General features: G+C 69.7%; 23 protein-coding genes and 1 riboswitch. Of the genes, 17 read left to right on the forward strand and 6 right to left on the reverse strand.

All coding sequences use genetic code 11. The features are described 5' to 3' along the window. Positions 1–210 precede the first annotated feature (210 nt). The 10 genes from ACWD68_RS35080 (at position 211) to ACWD68_RS35125 (ending at position 10,465) form a co-directional block, all read left to right on the forward strand. A complete protein-coding gene (locus ACWD68_RS35080) occupies positions 211–819 on the forward strand; it encodes a CDP-alcohol phosphatidyltransferase family protein (protein ID WP_451810507.1) in 609 nt (202 codons plus the stop codon). Between the two features lie 116 nt (positions 820–935). Beyond that, positions 936–3,431 (forward strand): sugar phosphate nucleotidyltransferase, encoded by a 2,496-nt coding sequence (locus ACWD68_RS35085; protein WP_451810508.1) that lies wholly within the window; start codon positions 936–938, stop codon positions 3,429–3,431. A gap of 98 nt (positions 3,432–3,529) precedes the next feature. Then, a complete protein-coding gene (locus ACWD68_RS35090) occupies positions 3,530–4,438 on the forward strand; it encodes a DUF881 domain-containing protein (RefSeq protein WP_451810509.1) in 909 nt (302 codons plus the stop codon). Next, entirely contained in the window at positions 4,435–4,767 is a 333-nt protein-coding gene (locus ACWD68_RS35095) for a small basic family protein (protein WP_003988855.1), read from the forward strand. Before ACWD68_RS35090 ends, ACWD68_RS35095 begins: the two co-directional genes overlap by 4 nt. Before the next feature lie 5 nt (positions 4,768–4,772). Then, positions 4,773–5,618, forward strand: coding sequence for a DUF881 domain-containing protein (locus ACWD68_RS35100; RefSeq protein WP_451810510.1), 846 nt, complete (start codon positions 4,773–4,775; stop codon positions 5,616–5,618). A gap of 61 nt (positions 5,619–5,679) precedes the next feature. Then, the gene (locus tag ACWD68_RS35105; protein WP_266756280.1) at positions 5,680–6,636 is read left to right on the forward strand and encodes an FHA domain-containing protein; all 957 of its coding nucleotides are present in this window, start codon (positions 5,680–5,682) and stop codon (positions 6,634–6,636) included. Between the two features lie 43 nt (positions 6,637–6,679). After that, entirely contained in the window at positions 6,680–7,435 is a 756-nt protein-coding gene (ftsR, locus tag ACWD68_RS35110; RefSeq protein WP_451810511.1) for a transcriptional regulator FtsR, read from the forward strand. 86 nt (positions 7,436–7,521) lie between these two features. Next, positions 7,522–7,995 (forward strand): bifunctional nuclease family protein, encoded by a 474-nt coding sequence (locus ACWD68_RS35115; protein WP_006123076.1) that lies wholly within the window; start codon positions 7,522–7,524, stop codon positions 7,993–7,995. A gap of 218 nt (positions 7,996–8,213) precedes the next feature. Beyond that, on the forward strand, positions 8,214–8,888 hold the full coding sequence (locus ACWD68_RS35120) for a MerR family transcriptional regulator (RefSeq protein ID WP_451810512.1): 675 nt from the start codon (positions 8,214–8,216) through the stop codon (positions 8,886–8,888). 74 nt (positions 8,889–8,962) lie between these two features. After that, a complete protein-coding gene (locus ACWD68_RS35125) occupies positions 8,963–10,465 on the forward strand; it encodes a DNA polymerase IV (RefSeq protein ID WP_451810513.1) in 1,503 nt (500 codons plus the stop codon). On the opposite strand, the gene ACWD68_RS35130 is transcribed toward ACWD68_RS35125, so the two are convergent. After that, on the reverse strand, positions 10,387–10,758 hold the full coding sequence (locus ACWD68_RS35130) for a PRC-barrel domain-containing protein (protein ID WP_451810514.1): 372 nt from the start codon (positions 10,756–10,758) through the stop codon (positions 10,387–10,389). The genes ACWD68_RS35125 and ACWD68_RS35130 overlap by 79 nt on opposite strands. A 115-nt stretch (positions 10,759–10,873) precedes the next feature. Then, a riboswitch (glycine riboswitch) is annotated at positions 10,874–10,969 on the forward strand. Positions 10,970–11,146: 177 nt separating this feature from the next. Here ACWD68_RS35130 and gcvP point away from each other — a divergent pair. Further along, positions 11,147–14,032 (forward strand): aminomethyl-transferring glycine dehydrogenase, encoded by a 2,886-nt coding sequence (gcvP, locus tag ACWD68_RS35135; protein ID WP_451810515.1) that lies wholly within the window; start codon positions 11,147–11,149, stop codon positions 14,030–14,032. A 133-nt stretch (positions 14,033–14,165) separates the two neighbouring features. Here gcvP and ACWD68_RS35140 read toward each other — a convergent pair whose 3' ends face one another. Together ACWD68_RS35140 and ACWD68_RS35145 are read right to left on the reverse strand one after the other, a co-directional pair. Further along, complete coding sequence (locus ACWD68_RS35140; protein ID WP_323178830.1) at positions 14,166–14,372, reverse strand: DUF5999 family protein; 207 nt, start codon at positions 14,370–14,372, stop codon at positions 14,166–14,168. 400 nt (positions 14,373–14,772) lie between these two features. After that, positions 14,773–15,357 carry a hypothetical protein gene (locus tag ACWD68_RS35145; protein ID WP_451810516.1) on the reverse strand — a complete coding sequence of 195 codons (585 nt, stop codon included), beginning with the start codon at positions 15,355–15,357 and terminating at the stop codon, positions 14,773–14,775. A 534-nt stretch (positions 15,358–15,891) separates the two neighbouring features. Between ACWD68_RS35145 and ACWD68_RS35150 the strand changes: the two genes are divergently transcribed. Further along, positions 15,892–17,409 (forward strand): glutamate--cysteine ligase, encoded by a 1,518-nt coding sequence (locus tag ACWD68_RS35150; protein WP_451810517.1) that lies wholly within the window; start codon positions 15,892–15,894, stop codon positions 17,407–17,409. Positions 17,410–17,573: 164 nt separating this feature from the next. On the opposite strand, the gene ACWD68_RS35155 is transcribed toward ACWD68_RS35150, so the two are convergent. Beyond that, positions 17,574–19,343 carry a substrate-binding and VWA domain-containing protein gene (locus ACWD68_RS35155; protein WP_451810518.1) on the reverse strand — a complete coding sequence of 590 codons (1,770 nt, stop codon included), beginning with the start codon at positions 19,341–19,343 and terminating at the stop codon, positions 17,574–17,576. Between the two features lie 185 nt (positions 19,344–19,528). On the opposite strand from ACWD68_RS35155, the gene ACWD68_RS35160 reads away from it, so the two are divergent. Continuing rightward, positions 19,529–20,329, forward strand: a complete 801-nt coding sequence (locus ACWD68_RS35160) for a CPBP family intramembrane glutamic endopeptidase (RefSeq protein WP_451810519.1) — start codon at positions 19,529–19,531, stop codon at positions 20,327–20,329. 95 nt (positions 20,330–20,424) lie between these two features. Here ACWD68_RS35160 and ACWD68_RS35165 read toward each other — a convergent pair whose 3' ends face one another. After that, positions 20,425–21,234 (reverse strand): PhzF family phenazine biosynthesis protein, encoded by an 810-nt coding sequence (locus tag ACWD68_RS35165; RefSeq protein ID WP_451810520.1) that lies wholly within the window; start codon positions 21,232–21,234, stop codon positions 20,425–20,427. Between the two features lie 237 nt (positions 21,235–21,471). Here ACWD68_RS35165 and ACWD68_RS35170 point away from each other — a divergent pair, with 237 nt between their 5' ends. The 3 genes from ACWD68_RS35170 (at position 21,472) to ACWD68_RS35180 (ending at position 23,845) form a co-directional block, all read left to right on the forward strand. Next, positions 21,472–22,050 carry a carboxymuconolactone decarboxylase family protein gene (locus ACWD68_RS35170; RefSeq protein ID WP_451810521.1) on the forward strand — a complete coding sequence of 193 codons (579 nt, stop codon included), beginning with the start codon at positions 21,472–21,474 and terminating at the stop codon, positions 22,048–22,050. After that, on the forward strand, positions 22,047–22,919 hold the full coding sequence (locus ACWD68_RS35175; RefSeq protein WP_451810543.1) for an RNA polymerase sigma-70 factor: 873 nt from the start codon (positions 22,047–22,049) through the stop codon (positions 22,917–22,919). The genes ACWD68_RS35170 and ACWD68_RS35175 overlap by 4 nt, the downstream gene beginning before the upstream one ends. A gap of 290 nt (positions 22,920–23,209) precedes the next feature. Further along, on the forward strand, positions 23,210–23,845 hold the full coding sequence (locus tag ACWD68_RS35180; RefSeq protein ID WP_451810522.1) for a PadR family transcriptional regulator: 636 nt from the start codon (positions 23,210–23,212) through the stop codon (positions 23,843–23,845). A 108-nt stretch (positions 23,846–23,953) separates the two neighbouring features. Here ACWD68_RS35180 and ACWD68_RS35185 read toward each other — a convergent pair whose 3' ends face one another. Beyond that, positions 23,954–24,382: a type II toxin-antitoxin system Rv0910 family toxin gene (locus tag ACWD68_RS35185; RefSeq protein WP_451810523.1), complete on the reverse strand. Its 429-nt coding sequence runs from the start codon at positions 24,380–24,382 to the stop codon at positions 23,954–23,956. A gap of 307 nt (positions 24,383–24,689) precedes the next feature. Here ACWD68_RS35185 and ACWD68_RS35190 point away from each other — a divergent pair, with 307 nt between their 5' ends. Beyond that, positions 24,690–25,238: a Clp protease N-terminal domain-containing protein gene (locus tag ACWD68_RS35190; RefSeq protein ID WP_451810524.1), complete on the forward strand. Its 549-nt coding sequence runs from the start codon at positions 24,690–24,692 to the stop codon at positions 25,236–25,238. Positions 25,239–25,385: the final 147 nt, after the last annotated feature.

Consider the following 25,385-nt stretch of genomic DNA (forward strand, 5'->3'; position numbering starts at 1 on the left):
ATGGTACTGCAGGGGGGACCCTGTGGGAGAGTAGGACGCCGCCGAACTAAAATTAGAGCTCCGGCTCTCGGGAATTCATCCCGAGAGCCGGAGCTTTTTTGTTTTCCGGCAGAGTTTCTCCGGTGACGCCTCCCCCTCTGCGCTGCCGCGTCGGGGCTGCAGGTAGGGTCAGGGGGCATCGTTGGCTCGTTTCCCACAGGAGGCCCCCGGGTGGAGGTCCAGGAGACCCGCGTTCAGACGGACCGGGTCCTCACCATCCCGAACATCCTCAGCATGGCGCGCCTCGTCGGCGTACCCATCTTCCTGTGGTTGATCCTCTGGCCGGAGTTCGGCGGCCCCAAGAGCGACGGCTGGGCGCTGCTCGTCCTCATGCTGAGCGGTATCAGCGACTATCTGGACGGGAAGCTCGCGCGGCGCTGGAACCAGATCAGCAGCCTCGGCCGGCTGCTGGATCCCGCGGCGGACCGGCTCTACATTCTGTCGACGCTCGTCGGCCTCACCTGGCGCGAGATTCTTCCGCTCTGGCTGACGGCCGCGCTACTGGCACGCGAGCTGGTTCTGCTGGTGATGGTGTGGATCCTCCGGCGTCACGGCTATCCGCCCCCGCAGGTGAACTTCCTCGGCAAGGCGGCCACCTTCAACCTGATGTACGCCTTCCCGTTGTTGCTGCTCAGTGACGCGAGCGGTTGGATCGCGTCAGTCGGCGCTGTTTTCGGATGGGCGTTCGCCGGATGGGGTACAACCCTGTATTGGTGGGCAGGAGTCCTCTACGTGGTGCAGGTCCGCCGGTTGGTCCGGGCGGACACCATGGCCGATTGAGCTCGGCCCGATTGGGCGGCTGCAGTGCCCCGATGGCCCGCGCTCGAAAACTGCGGGACAATCAGGACGGGTGAAGTCGGCTGTACCGTCGTCTCTTCAAGGAGGACGCTTCCGACATGAAGGCCGTCGTAATGGCCGGAGGCGAAGGCACACGCCTTCGCCCTATGACCTCAAGCATGCCCAAGCCGCTCCTGCCCGTGGTGAACCGCCCGATCATGGAGCACGTGCTCAGGCTGCTCAAAAGGCATGGGCTGAATGAGACCGTCGTTACCGTCCAGTTCCTGGCCTCACTGGTCAAGAACTACTTCGGTGACGGTGAAGAGCTCGGCATGGAGCTCACCTATGCCAATGAGGAGAAGCCCCTCGGTACTGCCGGGAGCGTCAAGAACGCCGAGGACGCGTTGAAGGACGACGCGTTTCTCGTCATCTCCGGTGATGCGCTCACCGACTTCGATCTCACCGAACTCATCAATTTCCACAAGGAGAAGGGTGCGCTCGTCACCGTCTGTCTGACGCGCGTCCCCAACCCGCTGGAATTCGGGATCACCATCGTGGACGAGGAAGGCAAGGTCGAACGCTTCCTGGAGAAGCCGACCTGGGGCCAGGTCTTCTCGGACACCGTGAACACCGGCATCTATGTCATGGAGCCCGAGGTCTTCGACTACGTCGAGGCCGACGTATCCGTCGACTGGTCCGGAGATGTCTTCCCCCAGCTCATGAAGGAAGGCAAGCCGGTCTACGGCTATGTCGCCGAGGGCTACTGGGAGGACGTCGGCACCCACGAGAGCTACGTGAAGGCCCAGGCCGACGTTCTCGAGGGCAAGGTCGACGTCGAACTCGACGGATTCGAGATCTCCCCGGGCGTCTGGGTCGCCGAGGGCGCCGAGGTGCATCCGGACGCGGTGCTGCGCGGGCCCCTCTACATCGGTGACTACGCCAAGGTCGAGGCGAACGCCGAGATCCGGGAACACACCGTCATCGGCTCCAACGTCGTCGTCAAGACGGGCGCCTTCCTGCACAGAGCTGTCGTTCACGACAACGTGTACATCGGCCAGCACTGCAATCTGCGCGGCTGCGTGGTCGGGAAGAACACCGACATCATGCGGGCCGCCCGCATCGAGGACGGCGCCGTGATCGGCGACGAATGCCTCGTCGGTGAAGAATCGATCATTCAGGGCAACGTCCGCGTCTATCCCTTCAAGACCATCGAGGCCGGCGCCTTTGTCAACACCTCGGTCATCTGGGAGTCGAGAGGGCAGGCGCAGCTCTTCGGCGCCCGTGGTGTGTCCGGGATCCTGAACGTGGAGATCACCCCGGAACTCGCCGTGCGCCTCGCGGGGGCGTACGCGACGACCCTCAAGAAGGGCTCCACCGTCACCACGGCCCGTGACCACTCCCGAGGTGCCCGTGCACTGAAGCGGGCCGTGATCTCGGCGTTGCAGGCCAGCGCCATCGACGTACGCGACCTGGAGAACGTACCGCTGCCGGTGGCCCGGCAGCAGACGGCCAGGGGCAGTGCGGGCGGAATCATGATCCGTACGACACCTGGAGTGCCCGACTCCGTCGACATCATGTTCTTCGACGGGCAGGGCGCCGACCTGTCGCAGGGCGGGCAGCGGAAGCTGGACCGGGTGTTCGCGCGACAGGAGTACCGGCGCGCGTTCCCCGGTGAGATCGGGGATCTGCACTTCCCGGCCAGTGTGTTCGACTCGTACACGGGATCGCTCCTGCGGAACGTCGACACCACCGGCGTCGCGGAATCCGGGCTGAAGGTGGTCGTCGACGCCTCCAACGGCAGTGCCGGACTGGTGCTGCCCAGCCTGCTGGGCAAGCTCGGGGTCGACTCCCTGACCATCAATCCCGGGCTGGACGAGTCCAGGCCGACCGAGACGGCGGACACGCGGCGGGCCGGTCTGGTGCGGCTCGGCGAGATCGTCGCGTCCGCCCGGGCCGCGTTCGGAGTGCGCTTCGACCCGGTGGGCGAGCGGCTCTCGCTCGTCGACGAGAAGGGGCGGATCGTCGAGGACGACCGGGCCCTGCTCGTGATGCTCGACCTGGTCGCCGCCGAGCGGCGCAGTGGACGGGTGGCGCTGCCCGTCACCACCACGCGGATCGCCGAGCAGGTGGCCGCGTACCACGGCACGCAGGTGGAGTGGACGACCACGTCGCCGGACGACCTGACGCGGGTGGGCCGCGAGGAGACGACGATCTTCGGGGGCGACGGCCGCGGCGGTTTCATCATTCCCGAGTTCAGCGGCGTCTTCGACGGCGCGGCCGCGTTCGTGAGGCTCATCGGTCTGGTGGCGCGGACGCAGCTCACGCTCAGCCAGATCGACGCGCGGATTCCGCGGGCACATGTCCTCAAGCGGGACCTCGCGACTCCGTGGGCCGTGAAGGGGCTGGTGATGCGCCGGGTCGTGGAGGAGGCGGGAGACCGCTTCGTGGACACGACGGACGGCGTACGGGTCGTGGAGACGGACGGGCGCTGGGTGATGGTGCTGCCCGACCCGGCCGAGGCGGTCACCCACCTGTGGGCGGAGGGTCCGGACGACGCTTCCGCGGAGGCTCTGCTCGACGAGTGGGCGGCTGTCGTGGACAGCGCCGGCCGCTGAAACGACCTTCACTCGTGCGTGTCGGACAAGTGCCCCCAGGGGGGCCTGTCCGGCACGCTGGTGGGGCCATTCGGAGGTAGCACCCGCGACGTGCGACGATGTGCGGCATGCCGCAGCAGCCCCCCGTTCGGAGCAGCGCTCCGCGCCCCCCGCGCCCGGACGCCTCCATGTCGCTGCTCACCAACGTCATGGATCACAGCCTCGACGACGGGTACGCCGAGGCGGCCGCCCGCAGGGAGGCCGACGGCGCCGGCGGCATGCCGAAGACGCTCCGGTCCAAGCTGGGTCTTGCCGCTGGTCTGGTGCTCGCGGCGCTCGTGGTCACCGTGGGGGCGGCGAACGCGCGGATAGCGGCGCCTGTCGTCGCCAAGGAGCGCCAGGAGCTGATCGACCGCATCGAGCGGGAGACGTCGGCGGCGGACAAGCTGGAGAACAGCGTCGACACCTTGCGTGCCGATGTGAGCGCCCGCCAGCGCGAGGCGCTGAAGCAGGACGGCGGCGGTGAGCAGGCCGACCTCGTGAGCATCCTGTCGGGTGCCACCGATGTGCACGGCCCGGGCGTGAAGCTCGTCGTGAACGACGCCAAGGAAGCCAGCACGGGCGGTGACGGCAGCAATCCGAGGGAGACCTCGGGGTTCTCCGACACCGGACGTGTGCGGGACCGTGACATGCAGCGCGTGGTCAACGGTCTGTGGGAGTCGGGTGCCGAGGCCATCGCCATCAACGGACAGCGGCTGACCGCTCTGTCGGCCATCAGGGCCGCGGGTGACGCGATACTGGTCGACAACAAGCCGCTCGTGCCGCCGTACACGGTGCTCGCGGTGGGGGACGGCCAGCGGCTCAGCACCAGGTTCCAGAACAGCGCCGACGGGCTGTATCTGCATGCCCTGCAGGAGAACTACGGCATCCGGACCAGCATTTCCGCCGAGGGCGACGTCCGGTTGTCCGCCGCACCGAGTGTGATCGTACGTACAGCAGAGCCGAGCACAGAGAAGGGCACATCGTGATCGCCGTACTGGGCCTCGTCGTGGGAGTCGTGGCTGGATTGTTGGTCCGGCCCGAGGTTCCGGCGGTTGTCGAGCCTTACCTTCCGATCGCCGTCGTGGCGGCGCTCGACGCCGTGTTCGGCGGTCTGCGCGCGATGCTCGACGGCATCTTCGACGACAAGGTCTTCGTCGTCTCGTTCCTGTCGAACGTGGTCGTCGCCGCGCTGATCGTCTTCCTGGGCGACAAGCTGGGTGTGGGTGCCCAGCTCTCCACCGGTGTCGTGGTCGTCCTCGGCATCCGCATCTTCTCCAACGCCGCGGCGATCCGTCGGCACGTGTTCCGGGCGTGAGGGCGATGAGCAAGAGCAACGAGGACGAAGTCCCCGAGAACCCGCTGCGCAGAGAGCTGCCGGAAGAGGTCCCCGCGGCCGCGGAGGAGCCCGAGCCGGAGAAGGCCGAGGAGAACGGCGAGCCGTCGCTCTCCGGCCGTCAGAGGCTGGTCAAGGGCTTGTGGCCGCCGCGCGTGTCGCGCGCCCAACTCATCGTCGCGTTGCTGCTGTTCGGCCTCGGCTTCGGCCTGGCCGTCCAGGTGGCATCCAACAGCGACGGCGACAGCGCCCTGCGCGGAGCACGCCAAGAGGATCTCGTGCGCATTCTCGATGAACTCGACAACCGAACTCAGCGTCTTGAGGACGAGAAGCAGGGTCTCGAGGATCAGCGCACCGAGCTGGAGAACAGCTCGGACCAGGCCGAGGAGGCCCGCAAGCAGACGGTCGAGAAGGAGAAGCAACTCGGCATCCTGGCGGGCACCGTATCCGCTCAGGGACCCGGCATCACCCTGACGATCGACGACACGAAGGGGACGGTCAAAGCGGACATGCTGCTCGACGCGATCCAGGAGCTGCGCGCGGCCGGCGCGGAGGCGATCCAGGTGAACGGCGTACGCGTGGTCGCGGGTACCTACCTCGCCGATTCCGGCGGCGGAGTGAAGGTCGACGGGAACAAGATCACCCAGCCCTATCGTTTCAAGGTCATCGGCAAGCCGCAGGACCTTGAGCCGGCGCTGAACATCCCGGGAGGCGTGGTGCAGACACTGGAGAAGGAGCAGGCCACCGTCACCGTGGACCGCTCGACGAAGATCGTCGTGGACGCCTTGCGACCGGCGGAGCGGCCTGACTACGCTCGGTCGTCCTCGCGGTGAACCGGGGTCGCATGGGGGCCGCCGGGCGAGGGCAAGAGGTTGCGGGGGGTCGGCGCACCGAATGGGTGGTGCGTGGTGGAAACTGTCTGGTGGATACGGACGTTGTGAGGATGTCCGGGTCGACCGGTGTGTTCAATCAGGGTTCGTCCTGCCCCACGGGCGGGTCTGTTTCGGTCAAGGGGAATCGCCCGTGAAGTTGTTTGCGAAGTTGTTCGGCAAGAGCGCGCGAGAGGGCAGTGGTGACAACGCGACTGCCCGGCACCGTGCACCGCGTCAGGGAGATGCGGAGGCCCAGGGCGGCGACCGCCCGCTGTTCCGGGACCAGGTCACCGGTCCCGGTGGTCAGGGCGCGTCGTCTGTTGACCCTGCGCAGCCCGGCCGCATAGGTTTCGGAGACCCGTCAGCCTCAAGCACGGGTGGAGGGTTCGCCCCCGATCCGTATGCGTCCCATGCCCCTGGTGGGCAGCCGCGGCAGGAGGATCCGTCCATGTCGGCCCAGGTGTGTACGAGGTGCGGTAACCGCAACGCGGAGAACAGCCGGTTCTGCTCCAACTGCGGTGCGCCGCTGCGGGGCGCCGCGGAGCGTCCGTCGGAGACGACGTCCACGATCTCCATCTCCGGCATCGAGGCCTACGACGCGGAGGTGACGGGCCAGACGCCGTCGCCGATGCTCTCCCCGGAGGCCCAGGCGGCGGTCGACGCGCTGCCGGTCGGCTCGGCGCTGCTGGTGGTGCGTCGCGGCCCGAACTCGGGCAGCCGCTTCCTGCTGGACGGTGAGCTGACCACGGCCGGGCGTCATCCGCAGAGCGACATCTTCCTCGACGACGTGACCGTGTCGCGCCGGCACGTGGAGTTCCGTCGTGTGGCGGACGGTTCGTTCACGGTCGCCGACGTCGGCAGCCTGAACGGCACGTACGTGAACCGGGAGCGGATCGACCAGGTCCCGCTGTCGAACGGTGACGAGGTGCAGATCGGCAAGTACCGGCTGGTGTTCTACGCGAGCCAGCGGGGCATCTGACCCCTCCCCCAACTCCGTCCGGGGGGACACCGAGGGAATGTCCATGCTTCAAACACCGAGCGGCGGTGCCGGCAGCGGTACCGCCGCGGCGGACAGTGGGCTGATGAGCATCGGCGCGGTGCTGAACGTGCTGCGCGACGAGTTCCCCGAAGTCACCATCTCCAAGATCAGGTTCCTGGAGTCGGAGGGACTCGTCGAGCCGCGGCGGACCCCTTCCGGGTACCGCAAGTTCAGCACGAACGACGTCGAGCGACTGGGCCACGTCCTGAGGATGCAGCGTGACCACTACCTGCCGCTGAAGGTGATCCGCGAGCACCTGGACGCCCTGGAGCGCGGTGAGCAGGTGCGTCTGCCGTCCGTGGGACGCCAGCGCGACTCGGGCGAGGGAGAACGCCTCGGAGAGCTCTACGGCGAGCCCGAGGGGCCCACGGCGGCCCGGGTGGGCCGTGAGGAGCTGCTGGCCGCCGCGGAGATCGGCGAGCAGGAGCTCCAGGAGTGGGAGTCGTACGGGCTGATCGGCCCGTTGCCCGACGGTGTCTACGACGCCGAGGCGGTGACCGTCGCAGCGCTCGTCGTCGAGCTGGGACGGTTCGGGATCGAGCCGCGCCATCTGCGGGCGATGAAGGCGGCGGCGGAGCGCGACGCGGGGCTCGTGGACCAGGTGGTCGCGCCCCTGCGGCGGCACCGCAATCCGCAGACCCGGGCGCACGCGGAGGCCCGTACGAAGGAGCTCGCGGGCCTCACGGTGAAGCTGCACGCGGCGCTCGTGCAGACCGCGCTGGGTGTGCGACTGCGCTGATCCGGGGCACCGGTGCAGGCTGTGGATCGTCCACCCGTTCTGTGCCCGACTACCCAAACGTCCCGGGCACGGCCTAGGGTTGCTGTGTGAACGAGCTCGATGTCGTAGGTGTCCGGGTCGAAATGCCCTCCAACCAACCGATCGTGCTTCTGCGTGAAGTGGGAGGCGACCGCTACCTCCCCATCTGGATCGGACCGGGGGAGGCGACGGCGATCGCTTTCGCTCAGCAGGGCATGGCCCCCGCGCGACCGCTGACCCACGACCTGTTCAAGGACGTGCTGGAGGCCGTCGGCCAGGAGCTCACCGAAGTACGGATCACGGACCTGCGCGAGGGCGTCTTCTACGCCGAGCTCGTGTTCGCCAGCGGGGTCGAGGTGAGTGCCCGTCCGTCCGATGCCATAGCGCTTGCCCTGCGCACCGGGACGCCGATCTACGGCAGTGACGGAGTGCTCGACGACGCGGGCATCGCGATCCCGGACGAGCAGGAGGACGAGGTGGAGAAGTTCCGCGAGTTCCTCGACCAGATCTCGCCCGAGGACTTCGGCACCAACAGCCAGTGACACCGGGGAGCGGAGGGAAGCGCCCGGTGGCATTTGCCCGCGGCGAGTGTGGTGTGCCGCGGCCCGTGCCGGGAGCATTCGGCTAGCCTTTCCCCGCGGTAGGGCACGGGAAACCACTCTTAGGGTGATTATCACTCGGCGTGCCGAGTGTGGCGATCGTTGACGCGGCCCTGGTGACTGCCTACCGTCGAGAAGGCAGGTCAAGGACGGAGGTCGGCGTGAGAAGCAGCGGCGACGGTACGGCTGGGGGTGCCCCCGGACACGGTCTGGGGGAGAGCGGCCCGTACCCTCCCCCAAGCTCTCGGCTCGGCTCGAGCAGGGGGCATCCCCATCATGGCGGCGCGGCCGATCACGTTCCGCGGCGGCCGGCGGCGGTACCCGGTGAGGGAGAGGCTGTTCCCGAGGAGGTCGGTTACCGGGGACCCACGGCGTGTGCCGCCGCGGGCATCACCTACCGGCAGCTGGACTACTGGGCGCGGACCGGGCTGGTCGAGCCCAGTGTGCGTCCCGCCTACGGGTCGGGGACGCAGCGTCTCTACAGCTTCCGGGACGTGGTGGTCCTGAAGATCGTCAAGCGGTTCCTCGACACCGGGGTGTCGCTGCAGAACATCCGCACCACGGTCCAGCACCTGAGGGAGCGCGGATTCCAGGACCTGGAGCGCATGACGCTGATGAGCGACGGCGCGACGGTCTACGAGTGCACCTCGCCCGACGAGGTCCACGCGTTGCTGCAGGGCGGTCAGGGGGTCTTCGGTATCGCCGTGGGCGTGGTGTGGCGGGACGTCGAGGGCGCCCTGTCGCAGCTGCACGGAGAGCGCGTGGACACCGGTGAGACGCTTCTCGGGCACAACCCCGCCGACGAGCTGGCGCGGAGACGCAACCGCGCGGTGTGACGCGTGGGACCTTCGATGACGTGATGCCCCGGCGTGCGGGGGCATTGTCAGTGGCGTAGGGCAGCATCGGACATGTGAGAACCGCGCCCACGATCCTGCATCTCGACATGGACGCCTTCTTCGCCTCGGCGGAGCAGGCGTCCAAGCCGAGCCTGCGCGGGAAGGCCGTCGTCGTGGGCGGGCTCGGGCCGCGTGGGGTCGTCGCCACCGCCTCGTACGAGGCGCGCGTCTTCGGGGTGAACTCGGCGATGCCCATGGCCCAGGCGCGCCGGCGCGCTCCGAACGCCGCCTATCTCGTGCCGCGCTTCGGGCTCTACCGGGAGGTCAGCGAGCAGGTGATGGGGCTGCTGCGGACCCTGTCGCCGCTGGTGGAGCCGCTGAGCCTGGACGAGGCGTTCGTGGATCTGGAGGCGGGCGGGACGGCCTGGGACGACGCCTCCGCGCGGCTGACCGGTGCCAAGCTGCGCTCGGACATCCGGGCGGTCACGGGGCTCACGGGGTCGGTGGGGCTCGCAGCCTCCAAGATGCTGGCGAAGATCGCCTCGGAGCAGGCCAAGCCCGACGGGCTCGTGCTGATCGAGCCGGGCACCGAGCGCGCGCTGCTCGGGCCGATGCCGGTGCGGACGCTGCCGGGTGTGGGGCCGGCTACCGGCGACCATCTGCGGCGGGCCGGCATCACCACCGTCGAGGAAATCGCCGAGGCGGGCGAGGACGAACTCGTACGTCTGCTGGGGAAGGCGCACGGGCACGCGCTGTTCGCGATGGCGCTGGCGCACGACGACCGGCCCGTGGTGGCCGAGCGGGAGACCAAGTCGGTGTCGGTCGAGGACACGTACGACGTGGACATCCACGACCGGGTCCGGGTGGGGCTGGAGGTGGCGCGGCTCGCGGACCGGTGTGTGCGGCGGCTGCGCGGGGCCGGACTGTCGGGGCGGACCATCGTGCTGAAGGTGCGCAGGTACGACTTCTCGACGCTGACCCGGTCCGAGACGCTGCGGGGGCCCACGGACGACGCCGGGGTGGTGCGGGAGGCCGCCGCGCGGTTGCTGGAGGGCGTGGACACGACCGGAGGCGTACGCCTGCTGGGGGTCGGCGTCTCCGGGCTCGCCGACTACACGCAGGAGGACCTGTTCGCGCAGGCCCAGGCCTCTGCCGAGCCGACGGCCGAAGAGCATCCGGCGGACGAGCCGGCGGAGGGTGCCGCCGCGGAGGAGGAACCGCCCGCCGAGCGGCGGTGGCCCTCGGGGCACGACGTGCGGCACGCCGAGTACGGGCACGGATGGGTGCAGGGAAGCGGGCTGGGGCGGGTCACGGTGCGGTTCGAGACGCCCTACTCCGAGCCCGGGCGGGTGAAGACGTTCCGGACGGAGGATCCGCGGCTGGAACCGGCGGATCCGCTGCCGCTGGTGGAGCGAAGACCCGAGACGGCCGATGGGCTGCCGGCGGGTTCCGGGCCATGGGCGTCGGAACCCGGGACGCAGGATCAGGACCCGGGGTCTCAGGCGTCCTCCGTGCCCGCGAGTCGGCCGAAGTCCCGGTCCGGCGGCGGGGGAGGGGCCGCCACGTCGAGACCGTAGTGGTGGTAGAGCTGGAGTTCCTGTTCGGGGGAGAGGTGACGTCCGACACCGAAGTCGGGGGCGTCCTTGATCAGGGCTCGTTCGAAGGGAATGCGCAGGGTCCCCTCGACGACTTCGCTGGGCTCCAGCGGAACGAAGGCGTCTCTGCTGAACAGGCCGGTGCGTATGGCCGCCCACTCCGGAACACCGGTCGCGTCGTCGAGATAGACCTCGTCGATCGTGCCGATCTTGGTGCCATTGCGGTCGAACGCCTTGCGGCCGATCAGGTTGCGCGGATCGATGTCGGTCTGCACGGGCCCTCCACGTGGTCGCAAACTCATCCGTAAGCACTACGAAAGAGCACATTCAGGAAGGTGGCCACTCGAAGGCTGGTGTCTTGTCCTCGCTGGTAGGCTGGCAGACGGCTGCTGATCCCGTGCGGGAGAGTCCTCCAGACTTCACCGGAGGCGCCGAAGGAGCAAATCCTCCCCGGAATCTCTCAGGCTCACGTACCGCACGGACGAGGTCACTCTGGAAAGCAGGGCGGGTGCCGATGGCCTCCGCCCTCACCGACGGTGAAAACCGGGACGTCCCTGGACGGTCCGGTGAAACTCTCAGGTTGAGATGACAGAGGGGGAGGCCGTCGGGGTACCCGTGCAGGGGTGCCCCTCGAAGGTCGCGTCAGACCAGGAGGCCTCCGCAATGACCGCCCATCGCATTCCGCTCTCCGAGCTCGAACAGGGAATCCCCTTCGAGCAGCGCCACATCGGGCCCGACTCCGAAGCACGGGCCAAGATGCTCGCGCACGTCGGATACGGCTCGCTCGACGAGCTGACGGCCGCCGCGGTGCCGGACGTGATCAAGAACGCCGAGGCCCTGAAGCTGCCGGCCGCGCGCACCGAGGCCGAGGTACTGGCCGAGCTCCGCTCCCTCGCGGACCGCAACCAGGTGCTCGGTTCGATGATCGGCCTCGGTTACTACGGCACGTTCACGCCGCCGGTGATCCTGCGCAACGTCATGGAGAACCCGGCCTGGTACACCGCGTACACGCCGTACCAGCCGGAGATCTCGCAGGGCCGTCTCGAGGCGCTGCTGAACTTCCAGACCGTCGTCGCCGAGCTGACCGGACTGCCGACGTCCGGTGCCTCGCTGCTCGACGAGGGCACCGCCGCCGCCGAGGCGATGGCGTTGTCCCGCCGCATGGGCAAGAACAAGAAGGGCCTCTTCCTGGTCGACGCGGACGCGCTGCCGCAGACCATCGCCGTCATCGAGACCCGCGCCGAGCCGACCGGTGTCGAGGTCGTCGTCGCCGACCTCGGCGAAGGCATTCCGGCCGACCTGGCCGGGCGCGAGATCAACGGCGTGCTGGTCCAGTACCCGGGCGCCTCCGGTGCCGTACGCGACATCAAGCCGATCATCGACCAGGCGCACGAGCTGGGCGCGGTCGTCACCGTCGCCGCCGATCTGCTCGCCCTGACCCTGCTGACCTCGCCCGGCGAGCTCGACGCGGACATCGCGGTCGGTACGACGCAGCGCTTCGGTGTGCCGATGGGCTTCGGCGGACCGCACGCCGGTTACATGGCGGTGCGCGAGAAGTTCGCGCGCAGTCTCCCCGGCCGGCTGGTCGGTGTTTCCGTGGACGCCGACGGGCACAAGGCGTACCGCCTCGCCCTGCAGACGCGTGAGCAGCACATCCGCCGTGAGAAGGCGACCAGCAACATCTGTACTGCTCAGGTCCTGCTCGCCGTGATGGCAGGAATGTACGCCGTCTACCACGGTCCCGACGGCCTGCGCACCATCGCGCGGCGTACCCACCGCTACGCCACTGTCCTCGCCGCGGGTCTCACCGCCGGCGGTGCCGAGGTCGTGCACGGCGCGTACTTCGACACGCTCACCGTGCGGGTCCCGGGCCGGGCCGCCGACATCGTGGCCGCTGCCCGCGACCACGGCGTCAACCTCCACCCCGCCGACGCCGACCATGTGTCGATCTCGTGCGACGAGACGACCACGCGCGCTCAGCTGGCCGCCGTATGGACCGCCTTCGGCGTCGACGGCGACATCGAGGCGCTGGACGCGAGCGCGGAGGACACCCTGCCGGCCGCGCTGCTGCGCACCGACGAGTACCTCACGCACCCCGTCTTCCACGAGCACCGCTCCGAGACCGCGATGCTGCGCTACCTGCGCAGGCTCTCCGACCGCGACTACGCGCTCGACCGCGGCATGATCCCGCTGGGCTCCTGCACGATGAAGCTCAACGCGACCACCGAGATGGAGCCGGTCACCTGGCCCGAGTTCGGTCAGCTGCACCCCTTCGTGCCCGCCGAGCAGGCGCGGGGTTACCTGACGCTCATCCACGAGCTCGAGGACCAGCTCGCCGAGGTCACCGGCTACGACACGGTGTCGCTCCAGCCCAACGCCGGTTCGCAGGGTGAGCTGGCCGGTCTGCTGGCCGTCCGCGGCTACCACCGCGCCAACGGCGACGACCAGCGCACCGTCTGCCTCATCCCGTCCTCCGCGCACGGCACCAACGCCGCCAGCGCCGTGATGGCCGGCATGAAGGTCGTCGTCGTGAAGACCGCGGACGACGGTGAGATCGACGTCGAGGACCTGCGCGCCAAGATCGAGCAGTACCGCGACGAACTGTCGGTCCTGATGATCACGTACCCCTCGACGCACGGAGTGTTCGAGGAGCACGTCGCCGACATCTGCGCCCAGGTGCACGAGGCCGGCGGCCAGGTCTACGTCGACGGCGCCAACCTCAACGCCCTGGTGGGCCTCGCCAAGCCGGGCCACTTCGGCGGCGACGTCTCGCACCTGAACCTGCACAAGACCTTCTGCATCCCGCACGGCGGCGGCGGTCCGGGCGTCGGCCCGGTCGGTGTGCGCGCGCACCTGGCGCCGTACCTGCCGAACCACCCGCTCCAGCCCGAGGCCGGTCCCGAGACCGGTGTCGGCCCGATCTCGGCCGCTCCCTGGGGCTCCGCGGGCATCCTGCCCATCTCCTGGTCGTACGTCCGGCTGATGGGTGGCGAGGGCCTCAAGCGCGCCACGCAGGTTGCCGTGCTCTCCGCGAACTACATCGCCAAGCGCCTGGAGCCGCACTACCCGGTGCTGTACACCGGCCCCGGTGGCCTGGTCGCGCACGAGTGCATCATCGACCTGCGCCCGCTCACCAAGGCGACCGGCGTGAGCGTCGACGACATCGCCAAGCGCCTGATCGACTACGGCTTCCACGCGCCGACGATGTCGTTCCCGGTGGCCGGCACGCTGATGATCGAGCCGACCGAGTCCGAGGACCTGGGCGAGATCGACCGGTTCTGCGACGCGATGATCGCGATCCGCGCGGAGATCGAGAAGGTCGGTTCCGGCGAGTGGGCCGTGGACGACAACCCGCTGCGCGGGGCACCGCACACCGCCGCCGCGCTCGGCGGCGACTGGGAGCACCCGTACAGCCGCGAGGAGGCCGTCTTCCCGGCCGGTGTCTCGCCCGCCGACAAGTACTGGCCGCCGGTGCGCCGCATCGACCAGGCGTACGGCGACCGCAACCTCGTCTGCTCCTGCCCGCCACTGGACGCGTACGAGGACTGATCACCGCTCGGAACGTGAACGGCTACGGGGAGTGATCACCCTCGGACATGCGTCGGGGCCGGTTCGGAGAGTACGTCTCCGGGCCGGCCCCTCGTGTGTCTGGGCGGCTTGTCAGGCCGCCCGGTCGTGCGGCTCAGGCGGCCGTCATCACCGGTGCGCCGCCCAGGGGGCGGTGCGGGGCGATGATCTGGCCGTCCGGCAGGAGCTCACCGGTGTCCTCGAAGAGCAGAACGCCGTTGCACAGCAGGCTCCATCCCTGCTCCGGGTGGTGCGCCACAAGGCGGGCGGACTCCCGGTCGGCTGATTCGGCTGAGGGACACGGCGGCTGGTGCTGGCACATGGATGGGATCTTTCGCTGGGTCGAGTCGTGAGTGATGGCTGTGGTGTCTGTCGTGCGGCTTGAAGTGCTCATGGCCGCCCCCCGTTGGTGTGTGGTCTGGAACCCAGTGTTGCCCCACGGGCGTGAATCCGCAGGGATTTGCGGGCACCGCTTCTCACAGGTTCATGACGCGTCACCCATGCGGAGGGTTCACCTCAACTGCACTGCCCTTTTGGGTGGTTCGAGGTGGCCGAATAGGGCTAGTCAGGTCGGCCCCTGAGCGCGTTTCCCCTCGTACGAGCGCTATGGAGCCCTAACGAGCGAGCGCCTGTCGCTGTCGGCGAGTGACTGTCCTGTCCCGGTCGGTGACAGCGACGTGCCCCGCGGCCGGGTGACGGCGGCGGGGCACGGATGTCGAGGCTCAGGCGGGTGAGCTGAGCAGGGGTCCGGGGGTGACCCGGTGGGTGAGGACCGGCAGCAGTTCGGCGACGCGGTGCGGACGGTGTGCGGCGATGCCGGGTGGGGCGGGTGCGAGCGGGACCAGGAGGTCGGTGGCGGCCGGATGACCGGTGGCGCCGTCCGCCGTGCAGTCGCCGTGCAGCCAGAGGGTGAGCATGTACAGCTCGGGCACGGACAACAGGCGAGCCTGGTAGGGCTGTTGCATGCTCTCGGCCTGCCGCACGGCGTGTTCCGTCGCGGCGATGTAGGGGCCCTCGAAGAAGCGTGAGAACGCCCAGCCGTCCGGAGTCAGCATGGTGTCGGCCGCGGCCACCGCGCGCTCCCCGCAGCGAATCAGGAAGCGCCACCCGGCGAGCCGGGTGGTGGAGGCGCCCTCGGGAGTGATGCGGTCCAGGACGTGGACGGGCAGCGGGAGTTCGGGGGTGGCGGGTCCCTGTGCCAGGCGCAGGGACGGGGTACGGGCTTCGCGGACAGCGGTGGGGGAACCGAGTGCCGTGAGAACGGTGCGCAGGGCGGGCGCGGGAGCCGGGGGTACGTGCAGCGGCATGGTGGGTCGCCTCTCATTCGACAGGCACAGTGGCGCGAGGGCGGGGGCGGACGGCGCTGTCAGCTCTCGGGTCAGAGGGGCGAGGGGTCTGGATCTGCCGACAGGTTGTCGCCTGCCGCCGTCACCGAGACGACAGGACCTAGGACCGCGAGCGCCAACTCTCTGCCTCGGTAGCGGAGTTTATACGACGCGTGTTCAGACGGTGTTTCGTCTAGTCGTCCCGAATATGAAGAACAAGGCGCTATTCGGTCGATGAAATGAGGGGTTCATCCCGATTCTGTGCGCTCGAACCGCGGTGACCTCGGAATGCTTCGCCGGAGCGGTCGGCCGATTCTCGTCGGCGTTTTTCACGAGATCATGTCGGGCGGTAAACTTGCGTTTTGCTTTATGCCTGGTGAATGTGCCCGGGGGTCGGAGTCCAGCGTAGCGGTCGAAGAGCGCGCACGGGACGTTATGGATCGCGTTGCCTGGGCATCATCCTCCGGGACGCCAGGGCCGGAGCGTCGGCCTGCCCATCCGAGGAGGGACACTTCGATGGGGGAGAAGGTCGTGGCAGGGACGTTCGGCCTGTCCGATCGGCAGAGCTATCGCGACAAGCTCCGGCAGTGTCTGACGGGGCTGGAGCGACTGCTGGAGGAGAAGCGGTTCGATCGGCCGAAGAACCTGATGGGTCTGGAGATCGAATTGAATCTCGCGGGCCCCGACGGCATGCCCAGGATGATGAATGCGCAAGTACTCGAAAGGATTGCGAGCCGCGATTTCCAAACAGAACTCGCCATGTTCAACCTGGAAGTCAACATAGCCCCACACCGTCTGGGTGGCCGGGTATTCGACCGGCTCGCCGAGGAGATCCGCACTTCGCTCGCATATGCCCACCGGAAAGCGAGCGAGGTCGACGCCGGAATCGTGATGATCGGCATCCTTCCGACGCTCGGCCGGGACGATCTGGTGTCGTCGAACCTTTCGGACGTCGACCGGTACACCCTGCTCAACGACCAGATCGTGGCCGCGCGGGGGGAGGATTTCGAGCTCGACATCGACGGCATCGAGCGCCTGGTCTGCAGGTCGGGATCCATCGCGCCCGAGGCCGCCTGCACCTCGGTGCAGTTGCATCTCCAGGTGACACCGGGCCGTTTCGCGGATGTGTGGAACGCGGCGCAGGCGGTCGCCGCCCCGCAGGTCGCGGTCGGGGCCAACTCGCCGTTCCTGTTCGGGCGTGAGCTGTGGCGGGAGTCGAGGCCCCCGCTCTTCCAGCAGTCCACCGACACCCGGCCGCCGGAGCTGCAGGCGCAGGGGGTCAGACCGCGCACCTGGTTCGGTGAGCGGTGGGTCACCTCGGCCTACGACCTCTTCGAGGAGAATCTGCGGTTCTTCCCGCCGCTGCTGCCCATCTGCGACGAGGAGGATCCGCTCGGTGTCCTCGATGCCGGGGGTGTACCCAAGCTCGCCGAGCTGGTGCTGCACAACGGCACGGTGTACCGCTGGAACCGGCCCGTGTACGGCATCGCCGACGGCGTCCCGCATCTGCGCGTCGAGAACCGGGTGCTGCCCGCCGGCCCGACCGTCACCGACGTCATCGCCAACGCCGCCTTCTACTACGGGCTGGTCCGCGCGCTCGCCGAGGAGCCGCGACCGGTGTGGACGCGGCTGTCCTTCGAGGCGGCCGCCGCCAACTTCGACGCGGCCTGCCGGCACGGCATCGACGCGCGCCTGGAGTGGCCCCGGCGCGGCCGTTACGGCGGGACCACGCAGGTGGACGCCGCGAACCTGATCCGCGACGAGCTGCTGCCGCTCGCCGCGGCCGGGCTCGACGCGTGGGGTGTCGAGCCCGCCGACCGGGACCTCTACCTGGGCGTGATCGAGGGCCGGTGCCGGCTCCGCGCCAACGGCGCGACCTGGCAGGCGGCCACCTTCCACCGGGCCCTGGAGAAGGGGCTCGGCCGGGATGCCGCGCTCGCCGCCACGACGAGGCGGTACGGCGAGCTGATGCACCTCGGGGAGCCGGTGCACACCTGGCCGGTGGGCCTGCCCGAGCCGGTTCCGCTGGCGTGACGCTGGGCGTCGTGCCGGGGTGCCGGTGCGGCTCCGGCTGACGCGGGGACGCCGGAGTCGGCACCGGGACGGACCGGGACGGGCCCGGGGGTCGGCGTCCTGGGCAGCCGGACCGCACCGGCGGCTCTGCCGGCGGGGTCGGCCAGGGGCCGAGGGAGTGGCCGTCAGATCGGGTTGTTCGCGCCTGCCGCCACGATCGCCTTGAGCATCGCCGAGTGGATCTGCGAGGGCTCGTTGACCCGCTGGCCGGAGCCGCCGGTCGCCTTGGCGATCTGATCGACCTCCCGCTTGTCGGTGTCGGGACCCACCGCGATCGCGATCAGCGGCACCGGGCGTTCCGGGTCGGCCAGTTTCTGCAGCTCGGCGACGAGCTCGGACCGGGAGATGCTGCCCGGGTCCTTGTTGACTCCGTCCGTGAGGACGATCAGCGCGTTGAACCGGCCCTTCGCGTAGGAGGCGACGGCCGCCTTGTACGCGGCGAGTGTGGTGTCGTACAGACCGGTGTCCCCGTCCGGGACCGGCTTGAGGGACCTGAAGGCCGCCGACAGCTTCGCGTGCTGGGTGCCGGCGCCCTTGCCGTCGCCGAGCCGTTCGGTCGGCACGAGCACGCGGTAGTCCTTGTCGCCGTCGAGCTTCGTGGAGAACTTCCACAACCCGACCTCGTCCTCGGGAGTGAACGTGGCGAGCGCCTGGAGCAGAGCCGTCCTCGTGACCTCCATGCGGGACCGATCGCTGCCCGGCACCAGCTCGGACATGGAGGCGGAGGCGTCGACGACCGTGGTGATCCGGGCGCTCTCCACCGTGATCGTCCACATGCCGAGGGCCTCCTGCACGGCCTCCGCCGACGACGGTCCGGTCAGGACGCGCGCGTACGGCTGAGGAGAGCTTCCGCCGGCCTCGGTGACCAGCGTGTCCGACGGGTTCTCCGCGTCCGTACGGAAACCGAACATCCGCAGGAACTGCCGAGGCGCAGGCTCTCCGAGCAGCGTCATGAACCGCAGGGCCGCACGGCTCTCGTCCGTGCTCAGCCGTGGATTGTCGACCAGCGTGTACGGGTAGTCGAGCAGCGGCGCGCCGTCCTCGGGGTAGAAGAGGTCGAGGCCGTCACCGGCGTTCCGCGAGGCGTTGTGGGCGAACGCCGCCTGCTCGGAGAGGATCAGCGCCTGATTGCGCCCGGCATCGCTCTGCCCGGTGCCGGAGGGGTCGCGCAGCAGAGTGTCCAGGACCTGGGTGTCGCTGTCGGACGTGTGCCGCGAGAGAGTCTTCGCCGTGGCGGCAGCCTCGGTGTCCCCGCCCTTGAGCCGGGCGGCGGCCGCGCTGAGCCGGGTGAGCGCGAGCAGCCCCGTCGAGCTGTGGGCGGGATCGGCCGCGCCCAGCCGGAGCCCTTCGTCCGCCGTCGTCGATCCGGCCAGCTCGGTCCAGGTGTACGTCTTCCGGGGCCAGCCCAGCGCCTTGGCGGCCGACGGGACCATGGCGACGCCGACCGGTGAGGAGGCGACGTTGCCCGCGCCGGTGACCTGTGTCGCGGTGCTGGTCTCGGCGACGCGCTGCACCCACACGTCGGAGTCCGGGACCCACACCTGCGCGTCGGCCTTCTTGCCCGACCGGAGTTCGTCGGCGACCTTGTAGGACTCGCGCGCCGTCACACTGACGTCGAGACAGCGGCCGTCGGAGGTGATGTTCTTCTCGCGGGCGTCCTCGGCGGTGGCCCTGAGCGCGGGGGCGATGTCCGGCGAGGCGACCACCTCGATGTGCACGGCGTCGTCCTGGCAGGAGCCGTCGAAGGAGAGCAGGCCCCCACGGACGGCGGCGGCCGTGCCCCCGGCGACGGTGAGGACGAGCGCCGTCGCGACGGCCACATTGCGGCGGCGTGCGCGGATCCGGGGGTCGGCGGTGCCCGCCCGGTACGCGTCGGGCAAGCTGTGACGTCCCATGACGGTGATGTCCCTCCCAGGTGAGCCTGAGCCGTGAGTGGAGCCGTAGAACAGGCAAGGGGGAAATACACCCCGTACGGCACCCGCCCCCCGACGGCCTGTCGCGCACGATCTTCGCAACTTCTTTCGAGACCCTAGCGGGGCGAAGATGGGGATGAGGCGGGAATACCCAACTGGAGGCGGGAGTGCAGGTGGAGGCTGGGTCGGTGGCGGATTCCTATCCGAAGGAGGGGCTGACACGACGGATTCTCCGGGACGAGACGCTGCTCGTCCTGGCGCTGTCGCTCGGCGCGAGCGGAGTATCCGCTCTGATCAGTTTTGTCGGATCGGTCACCAAACCGGGGGGTCTCAAGGACCAGGCGGCCACCCTCAACGCCTCGGCGGCGCCGGGCCGTCCCTGGCTCGATCTGGCCTGGCAGCTCTTCGGCATCGCTTCGGCTCTGGTGCCGGTCGCGCTCGTCGCGCACCTCCTGATGCGCGAGGGTCAGGGGATGCGGGTGATCGGCTTCGACCGGACGCGTCCCTGGCCGGACCTCGGACGTGGTGCCGTGGTCGCGGCGCTGATCGGCAGTACGGGGATCGCCTTCTACCTGGCGGCACGCGGGTTCGGCGCCAACCTCACGGTGGTGCCCGAGGCGTTGCCGGACGTGTGGTGGAAGTTCCCGGTGCTGATCCTCTCGGCCGTGCAGAACGCCGTGCTGGAGGAGGTCATCGTCGTCGGATATCTGCTGCGCCGGCTCGGGCAGTTGGGCTGGACGCCGGGGACCGCGCTGATGGCGAGTGCGGTGCTGCGCGGCTCGTACCACCTCTACCAGGGCATCGGCGGGTTCGTCGGCAACATGGCGATGGGCGTGGTCTTCGTCTGGCTGTACCGGCGTTGGGGCCGGGTCGGGCCGCTGGTGGTCGCGCACTCGCTGCTCGACATCGGAGCCTTCGTGGGGTACGCGCTGCTCGCGGGCAAGGTGGGGTGGCTCCCGACGGCGTGAGCCGAGCGGCGGGACCGGATCTCACGGATCTCGAAGGGGCGTACGGCCATCTCGTACGCCCCTTTCGTGTGCGGTCGCTCGAGGCCCGAGGGCTGTCAGGCGAGCAGTTCGCCCTCGATGACGGTGACCGCGTGTCCCGTCAGGAGGGTGCGGTCGCCGCGCACTTCGGCGCGGACCAGGCCGGAGCGCGGGGAGGCCTGCAGGCCGGTGAGACCGGGGCGGCCGAGGCGCTCGGACCAGAACGGGGCGAGTGCCGTGTGGGCGCTGCCGGTGACCGGGTCCTCGTCGATGCCGACGTTCGGGAAGAAGCAGCGGGAGACGAAGTCGTAGCCCCGGGAGGGGTCTTCGGCGCGGGCGGTCGCGATGATGCCGCGCTCGGAGTAGCGGGCGAGCGCCTTGTGGTCCGGGGTGAGACCGAGGACCGTCTTCTCGTCGGCGACCTCGATCAGCAGGTCACCCGTGTTCGGGCCGGTGTCGAGGGTGGCGAGCGGTTCGGCGCCGAGTGCCTCGGCCACGCCGTCGGGGATCTCGACCGGGGTGAGCGGCGCGGTCGGGAAGTCCAGGGTGATCGAGCCGTCGGCGTCGGGCGTGGCGATGAGAACACCGCTGCGCGTGGCGAAACGCACGGGGCCCTGGTGGGCGCCCGTGCTGCGCAGGACGTGCGCCGCCGCCAGGGTCGCGTGCCCGCACAGGGCGACCTCGGTGGTGGGGGTGAACCAGCGCAGCGCCCAGTCGGCCTCGCCGCCGCCGGGAAGACGGTGCGCGAACGCCGTCTCCGCGTGGTTGACCTCCTTGGCCACGTTCTGGAGCCAGGCGTCGTCCGGGAAGGCATCGAGGAGGAGGACCCCGGCCGGGTTGCCGGAGAAGGGGCGGTCGGTGAAGGCGTCGACGATACGAATGCGCATGTGCCGAAGCTAGCGGTCGCGGGAAGCCGCGGGCCAAGGCCAATCCGGGGGATCTGGACTCTTGTCGGGCCGGGCGGGCGGTGAGGGCGGCGGGGGAGGCAACAGACGGCGAGGGCGGGAAGGCGGCCGGGTGGCACCGGTGGCGCGAGGGTCGTGCGTGGTGGTGATGCCGGGTGTCACATCCATGGGCCCGGCGGTGTCTTCATGCCGAGGAATCAGACGTCCGAGGAGGACACCATGGTGATACGCGTTCCGAAGGCCGAACTCCCCGCCGAGCTCCGCGCAAACATGATCGCGCAGCTCGGTGCCGTGCCCGAGCCGGTGGAGGTGGTGTGGCACAGCCCGAAGGTCGCCACGTCCAACCTGGAGTTCTCGGCCGGGCTGGCCGAGTGGGACGAGGCCGACGCGAGCCTCAAGTCGTTCGCGCACATGGCAGTCGCGGCGCAGGTGGGCTGCGGCTGGTGCCTCGACGTCGGCTATTTCCAGGCTCAGAACCAGAACCTGGACCTGGCCAAGGCGAGCCAGGTGCCGCGCTGGAGGGAGTCGGAGGTATTCACGCCGCTGGAGCGGGACGTACTGGAATACGCCGAGGCCATGACGAACACGCCGCCGACCGTCACCGACGAGACGCATGCGAGCCTGCTCGACCGGCTCGGCCCGGCGGCGATGGTCGAACTCACGGCGTACATCGCCTTCGTCAACATGGCGACCAGGAACAACAACGCGAACGGGATCTCCTCGCAGGGTTTCTCCGATGCATGCGAGATTCCGCTGGCAGCGCGTCCCGGGACTTCCGCCGTGGCGTCGTCGGCGTGACCGAGAACCCGTTCGTGACCCATCGCAGCCTGCTGTTCACGGTCGCCTACGAGATGCTCGGCTCGGCTGCCGACGCGGAGGACGTGGTGCAGGAGTCCTGGCTGCGGTGGGCCGACGTCGACCCGGCACAGGTGCGTGACCCGCGGGCGTACCTCGTCCGGGTCGTCACCCGGCAAGCCCTCAACCGGCTGCGGTCGTTGTCGCGCAGCCGCGAGGACTACGTCGGCGAGTGGCTGCCGGAACCGCTCTTGACCAGCCCCGATGTCGCCGAGGACGTCGAACTCGCCGAGAGCGTCTCGATCGCGGTGCTGACCGTGCTGGAAACCCTCGGCCCGACGGAGCGGGCGGTCTTCGTGCTCCGTGAGGTCTTCGATGTGCCGTACGGGGAGATCGCCGAAGCCGTCGGGAAGTCCGCGGCCGCGGTGCGCCAGATCGCGCGGCGGGCGCGCGAGCACGTCGCGGCCCGGCGGCCGCGGATGCGGGTGAGCAGGTCGGAGCAGCAGGCCGTGGTGGAGCGGTTCCTGGCGGCGTTGCGCACGGGGCGGTTGCAGGAGCTGGTGGAGGTCATGGCGCCCGACGTGGTCCTGATCGCCGACGGTGGCGGGCTCGCGGCCGCCGCGCTCGCTCCGGTCCACGGGGCCGGGCCGGTGGCGACGGTGCTCACCCGCGCGAGCCGGGCGGGAGCGACCGCGATCGAGACGACGCTCGTGTGGCTCAACGGCGCGCCCGCGGGCCGGATCGAGATCGACGGCGAACTGGCCACGGCGCTGAGCGTCGTGGTGGAGAACGGGCAGGTCGCCCGGGTCTACCTGGTGAGGAACCCACGGAAGCTGACGAGCCTCGACGAGCCGGCGGGACTCGCCAGGTAGGGGGCGGCCGATCCGGGCGTCGTGCCCGCGTCCCGGGAGGTCGGAGCGCCTCGGGACGCGGGCACGCGTGCGTCGGACGGGTCGCCGCCAGGACTTGCCCGTTTCCGAACCGGACCGGACGGCGAGGTCGCCCCGGCAGAGACACGAAGCGCCGTCCCGCTGGGCCCGTGACTTTGCTCAGGGAGGCATGGCCGGGCCGGCGCCGGTGTTCTCAGGGGGTTGTCATCAGAACAGTCCCGATATATCGTTGACGCATCGCGACCGATCAACGATGGAATGGAGTGATTGCGATGCGTTCCCGTGGAGAAGACTTCGGATACGAACAAGGACATGGACATCACGGCGGACCCGGCCCTCGGGGTCGGGGCGGCTTCGAGGGGCGACGGGGGGCTTTCGGGCCCTTCGGACCGGGCGGTCCCGGTGGTGGCCCCGGCTTCGGCCCGGGCCCCTGGGGCGGGCGCGGCGGCCGGGGCGGACCGCGGGGGAGGGCGCGGCGCGGCGACGTACGAGCGTCGATCCTCGCCCTGCTCAAGGACCGGCCCATGCATGGTTACGAGATGATCCAGGAGATCGCCGAGCGCAGCGGCGGGGCATGGAAGCCCAGCCCGGGTTCGGTGTACCCGACCCTTCAGCTGCTCGAGGACGAGGGCCTGATCGCCAGTGAGGCCGAGGGCGGCAAGAAGCTGTTCGCCCTCACCGAGTCCGGCCGCAGCGCGGCAGACGAGGGCCCCGACGCGCCCTGGGAAGAAGCCGGGCGCGGGGTCGACTGGGAGACGCTGCACGAGATCCGGCAGGCCGGGTTCGGCCTCATGGAGGCCTTCGGCCAGGTCTGGAAGACCGGCAGCAAGGGCCAGCGCGACAAGGCGCTGGCGGTCATCAACGACGCCCGCAAGAAGCTGTACCTGATCCTCGCCGACGAGGACTGACGGCGTGCTGTGGTATCTGCCGGCGCCCCGTGGAAGTGTTTCCGCGGGGCGCCTTTCCGCGTATGGCGCGCCGGGCGCCGCTTCGGGCGACGCGCGGCCGTCCGAGGCTCAGGCCACCAGCCCGGCCAGTTTGCGCAGCGACTCGTCGAGGGCGGCGGTCGCCGAGTCCTTGAGCTTGCCGGCCATCAACGAGACGGCCGCACCCGTGAACTCCCCGTCTATGCGCACGGATGTGGCGTCGCCGTCGGGGGTGAGCGTGTAGCGCGTGGAGACGGTGACCGACATCGGGCCCTTGCCGCGGATGGCCAGCGTGCGGCCGGACTCCAGTTCGTCGATGGTCCAGGTGACCTCGGCCGGGAATCCCATGAGCTTCATGTTCTCCGCGAAGGTGCCGCCCACTTCGAGCTTCTCCGGGCCGCCCTTCGGGAAGTTGGTGTGCGTCGCGTTCCACTCGCCGTACGCGGACCAGTCGGTGAGCTGGGCCCAGATCTTCTCGGCGGGCGCCTCGATACGTGCTTCCGCGCTGACTTCGGCCATGCGACCACCCCTTCGTGTCGGGCGCTGCGCCCGGCGCAGCTACGGTGTCGCGGAACGTAGTCGCAGGTCGTGGAACATTCAATACTGATGAACCGTCAGAAATTGTGGAGGGCCCCGAGGGATGAGCCTCGGTGCGGCCGGGCCGTCCCCGGGCGCGAGCCAAGGCGGCGCGCGCCCCTGGGGGGAAATCGGCGCGAAGTCATCCGTAAGGAGGAGAACCAGCACAGGGTTGCCCAACCTGCGTGGGACGTGAAGATGCTGCCCGCCGCGGATGACCCGGCTCCCCGAGGCTGATGAGGTAGGGGTTGTGTCGTCCCGTATCCCCCGCCAGTCCGCCCGCGCGAGCGGCCGGAACCACCCCGACATCGAGGCCGGACTCGGCGCGGAGCTGGCCCCGGTGGTCTCCGGCGCGCGCAGAAGAGCGCTGCGGGACGGGGACCGGCAGATCGACACGGCCCATCTGCTGCACTCGCTGCTGGAGTCCGACCCCGAGGTGCGCGCCGTCTTCGACGGCGGGGCGCAGGTCGCCCGGCTCCTCGGCTACCTCGTGCAGCGCAGCATCGGATACGGACTGCGCTGGCAGAGCACCGTCGAGGACTTCGGTGCCGGACCGGTGGCGGCCGACGCGGGCTGGTCCCCGGTGGCGGCGGGTGCCATGGAGGCGGCGTACGGGCGGGCTGTTCTGCGGGGCGACGAGCAGGCCCGCGGTCTCGACCTGCTCGCGGCACTCGTCGCCGACCGCCGGTCGCGGGCCGTCGAGGTCCTCGGGCATGCGGGGGCCGATCTCCCGCGGCTGCTGGAGCGGATCGAGAGCGGCTGCGAGGAGCGTGTGGGCCGGGGCGACGGGGGCCGGTGAGGTCCCGGCGGGCGCACAGGTGGGCGTGGAGGCGGGGCTCGCCGGCCGGTTCCACGTGTCCGCGGGTGAGGCCCGGGCGGTCGTCGGCGGGACCGGGGCCGGAGTCCAGCCGTTGAGACAGGTGTCATCGGGGGTGACGGTCATGTC

Source organism: Streptomyces sp. NPDC005141, assembly GCF_053599975.1.

Coding starts and splice junctions, on each gene's coding strand:
- ACWD68_RS35085 (WP_451810508.1), top strand. CDS start 936: ATGAAGGCCGTCGTAATGGCCGGAGGCGAAGGCACACGCCTTCGCCCT.
- ACWD68_RS35090 (WP_451810509.1), top strand. CDS start 3,530: ATGTGCGGCATGCCGCAGCAGCCCCCCGTTCGGAGCAGCGCTCCGCGC.
- ACWD68_RS35100 (WP_451810510.1), top strand. CDS start 4,773: ATGAGCAAGAGCAACGAGGACGAAGTCCCCGAGAACCCGCTGCGCAGA.
- ACWD68_RS35105 (WP_266756280.1), top strand. CDS start 5,680: ATGGGTGGTGCGTGGTGGAAACTGTCTGGTGGATACGGACGTTGTGAG.
- ftsR (WP_451810511.1), top strand. CDS start 6,680: ATGCTTCAAACACCGAGCGGCGGTGCCGGCAGCGGTACCGCCGCGGCG.
- gcvP (WP_451810515.1), top strand. CDS start 11,147: ATGACCGCCCATCGCATTCCGCTCTCCGAGCTCGAACAGGGAATCCCC.
- ACWD68_RS35140 (WP_323178830.1), bottom strand. CDS start 14,372: ATGTGCCAGCACCAGCCGCCGTGTCCCTCAGCCGAATCAGCCGACCGG.
- ACWD68_RS35145 (WP_451810516.1), bottom strand. CDS start 15,357: ATGCCGCTGCACGTACCCCCGGCTCCCGCGCCCGCCCTGCGCACCGTT.
- ACWD68_RS35150 (WP_451810517.1), top strand. CDS start 15,892: ATGGGGGAGAAGGTCGTGGCAGGGACGTTCGGCCTGTCCGATCGGCAG.
- ACWD68_RS35155 (WP_451810518.1), bottom strand. CDS start 19,343: ATGGGACGTCACAGCTTGCCCGACGCGTACCGGGCGGGCACCGCCGAC.
- ACWD68_RS35165 (WP_451810520.1), bottom strand. CDS start 21,234: ATGCGCATTCGTATCGTCGACGCCTTCACCGACCGCCCCTTCTCCGGC.
- ACWD68_RS35170 (WP_451810521.1), top strand. CDS start 21,472: ATGGTGATACGCGTTCCGAAGGCCGAACTCCCCGCCGAGCTCCGCGCA.
- ACWD68_RS35180 (WP_451810522.1), top strand. CDS start 23,210: ATGCGTTCCCGTGGAGAAGACTTCGGATACGAACAAGGACATGGACAT.
- ACWD68_RS35185 (WP_451810523.1), bottom strand. CDS start 24,382: ATGGCCGAAGTCAGCGCGGAAGCACGTATCGAGGCGCCCGCCGAGAAG.